This is a genomic window from Bradyrhizobium sp., assembly GCF_049798375.1.
In the GTDB taxonomy this organism is placed as follows: Bacteria; Pseudomonadota; Alphaproteobacteria; order Rhizobiales; family Xanthobacteraceae; genus Bradyrhizobium.
The window spans coordinates 1-3,058 of record NZ_JBARGP010000123.1 but is presented as its reverse complement, the minus strand read 5'-3'; the positions used below and the strand labels follow the sequence as shown (position 1 = coordinate 3,058).

Genomic DNA, 3,058 nt, shown 5'->3' with positions numbered 1-3,058 from the left:
TCGCAGCGCGCTCCTGGTCGCCGGCGCCGAGCGCGCGTGCGATCGCGGACGCGACGCCGCCGCCCATCGCGCCGCCCGACATGGTCATGGCGAGGATGACGAGCGGAAACACCAGCGCCATCGCGGCGAGCGCCTCGATACCCAGCCGACCGATATAGGAGGTCTCCGCAATCACCACACAGGTGCCGGCCGAAAGCGCGATCACGTTCGGCCAGGCGAGCGACAGCAGTGTGCGCAGGATCGGCCCGTCGGTCAGCGCGCTCTTGAGCGGCGCCGCAGGCGGCGGCAGCGGCTGCTCGTCTTCATCGACCGGGATTTCGGCAACGCCGATCTCGGACATCGTCTCTCCCCAAGGCGCGCCGCATTCTGTGCAGCAGAATTTCGCGCGCCAGTTGATTTCTGTTGTGGCGCCTGCGATGCGCGAGAATGTCCTAACACATCCCTCCCGGTTTCCTGCTTTTATCGGCGCATTGGGGGCCTGCCGGGAATGCAGGTCACGGATCTCAGCACACCGTCCAAGCGAACGGCGGACGGCCACCGGCTGCGGTGTGCAGGTTGACCGCGATGTGGCGACCGCAGCCGGCCGCGAGGCCACCGAGCAGGCCTTCGAGCACCCGGACGCAGGCCGGATGATCATCGGCGACATCGGCCATCAGCCGCCAGTCCTGCTGGATCAGCGCACCGTCGCGCGTCTCCGCTATATCGCCTTGCGCGACAAACAGCGCTTGCGCGAAGGCCCTGAACGCGGCGGCATCACCCCGCGCGGCATCAAACGCACGCGCGATCTCGTCGAAATATTGCATGCCGATCAGCCTGCCGGTGAGATGCAGCAGATGGCCAGCCTCATCAGGTCCCAGCCACTGCACCAGCACTGGCGCGGCCGTCCGCACATATTCCATCGCATAGTTGCGGTAGGCCTTTTCGAGCCGCGGCTTCGGCCAGCTAGCGACCGGCAGCGCAGGCGCGGTGCTCGGATCGAATGGCGGTGCCCCGCAATGGCGAGCGAACACCAGGCGCTGATCGAGCTCCAACGGATGGTCATATTCGTAATAATAGCCCTCGAGACCATCCTGGCCATCGACACTCTGCTTGGTGCAGACGAAGCCGAGCTTGAGGTTGCCGAGCGCCACGCCGTTATTGGCGTGCCATCCGCGCAGCATCGCGCGCGAGACCTCGCTCGGGATGCCGCAGATCGCGGTGCCGCGCCAGATCCAGCGCGGCGGCGGATAGCGGATCCAGGCCTTGCGGTCGCTCTCGTGCATGTATTCGACATGCACGCCGCCGATCCAGTTGGAGAGATAGTGATACTGCGCCGCCGCTACCGCGGGCGGCAAATGATCGAGGCCGAGCTTGACGAGGCCGGGAAGAAAACGCTCCTGCTGCTGACGGCGGAAGACGCGAAATACGAACTCGGCGGCATCGGCCGCGCTGCGTCGTGTCACCACGGTCAGGATCAGGCCCGTGAAATAAGCGTGGTAGAGATCGGCGACGGCGCGCCATTGCCGCCATTGCGCCTGTTGCGCGCCCTCGTCCACGCGCCCCTCCCTAATCTAAAACCTCACACCCGAAAGTGCTTCGACAGCTTCAAGCCCTGCGCCTGATAGTTGGAGCCGATGCGGCTGCCATACATCGCATCCGGCCGCGCCAGCATCTTCTCATAGACCAGCCGGCCAACGATCTGGCCATGTTCGAGAATGAACGGCACCTCGCGCGAGCGCACTTCGAGCACTGCGCGCGATCCCTGCCCGCCGGCACCGGCATAGCCGAAGCCGGGATCGAAGAAGCCGGCATAGTGCACGCGGAATTCGCCGACCAGCGGATCGAACGGCACCATCTCCGCGGCGTAGTCGGGCGGCACCTGCACCGCTTCCTTGGACGCCAGGATATAGAACTCGCCGGGATCGAGGATCAGGCTGCCATCGGCACGCGCCTTGATCGGCTCCCAGAAATCATCGACCAGATAGCCGCCGCGCCGGTCGATATCGACTACGCCGGTGTGGCGCTTGGCGCGATAGCCGACGAAGCCGTTTGAATCCTTGCCCGAGAGATCGACTGATACCGCGACGCCGCCGACCAGATCGGCATCGTCGCGATCGACCAGCCGCTCCGACTGATGCAGCGCGTCGAGCTCATCCGCATCCAGCATCGCCTGGCCCGAACGGAAGCGGACCTGTGATAGCCGGGAGCCTTCGCGCAGCAAAACCGGAAACGTCTTCGGGCTGATCTCAGCATAGAGCGGGCCGTGATAGCCGGCACCGATCATGTCGAAACGCCTGGTGCCATCGGCGATCACGCGCGTGAACACGTCGAGCCGCCCGGTCGAGCTCTTCGGATTGGCGGCGGCGACGATGTCCTTGGGCAGCGCAAGGCTCTCCAGCAGCGGCACGATGTAGACGCAGTTGGTTTCCAGCACCGCGCCGTCGGCCAGCGAGATCTCATGCAGCTTCAGCTCATCGATGCGCTCGGCAACGGTGGCGCCGGGGCCCGGCAGGAAGCTCGCGCGGACGCGATAGGCGATGTCGCCGAGCCGCAAATCCAGACTCGCCGGCTGGATCTGACTTTCGACGAAGTCGTATGCGGGGATGATCAGGCCAGCCTCGGCCATCGCCGCGATCATGCGGTCGGGCAGGATGCCATTGGCGTTGGCTGGCAATTGAAACGTCAAGGCCTGATCCTTTTTGGACGGGGCGCAATCTCGCCCTTCCCTGATATGGGACCGTTCACCGGTTATCCGATGGCCGGCTTGACGGAAAGGTCGCGGGCGATTAAGAGCACGACTTATCCCGTGGTGATTTGAGCCGGCCGGCTTGCAGCCACGTTAAATAAGTCGCTAAACAGGCCGGGGACAGATGTGATCCCGGCTCGAGGAATTATTCCCAGGCCGGTTTTTTTGTGACCATTTTCGAAGGTGGTCACGATGGAGGTCACATGTCCAAAACCACCGCTCCCGCACTGACTCAATACCGGCCTGAAACCCGCCTGGTGCATTCCGGCACCCTGCGCTCCGAATTCGGCGAAACGTCCGAGGGCCTGTTCCTGACCCAGGGCTTCGTCTACG

At 64.4% G+C, this 3,058-nt stretch carries 2 protein-coding genes, 2 pseudogenes and 1 riboswitch; of the genes and pseudogenes, 1 reads left to right on the top strand and 3 read right to left on the bottom strand.

Annotation, left to right across the window (positions count from 1 at the left end; genetic code table 11):
* From WA702_RS05550 to WA702_RS05540, 3 genes and pseudogenes are all read right to left on the bottom strand, one after another.
* Positions 1–340 (bottom strand): annotated as a pseudogene (locus tag WA702_RS05550) (MATE family efflux transporter); the annotation flags it as partial.
* A 163-nt stretch (positions 341–503) separates the two neighbouring features.
* The gene (locus WA702_RS05545) at positions 504–1,535 is read right to left on the bottom strand and encodes a hypothetical protein (RefSeq protein WP_425109532.1); all 1,032 of its coding nucleotides are present in this window, start codon (positions 1,533–1,535) and stop codon (positions 504–506) included.
* Between the two features lie 23 nt (positions 1,536–1,558).
* Positions 1,559–2,665: a 2'-deoxycytidine 5'-triphosphate deaminase gene (locus WA702_RS05540; protein ID WP_425109531.1), complete on the bottom strand. Its 1,107-nt coding sequence runs from the start codon at positions 2,663–2,665 to the stop codon at positions 1,559–1,561.
* 110 nt (positions 2,666–2,775) lie between these two features.
* Positions 2,776–2,855, top strand: a riboswitch (SAM riboswitch).
* A gap of 73 nt (positions 2,856–2,928) precedes the next feature.
* Between WA702_RS05540 and WA702_RS05535 the strand changes: the two are divergent.
* Positions 2,929–3,058, top strand: a pseudogene (locus tag WA702_RS05535) (O-succinylhomoserine sulfhydrylase); the annotation flags it as partial.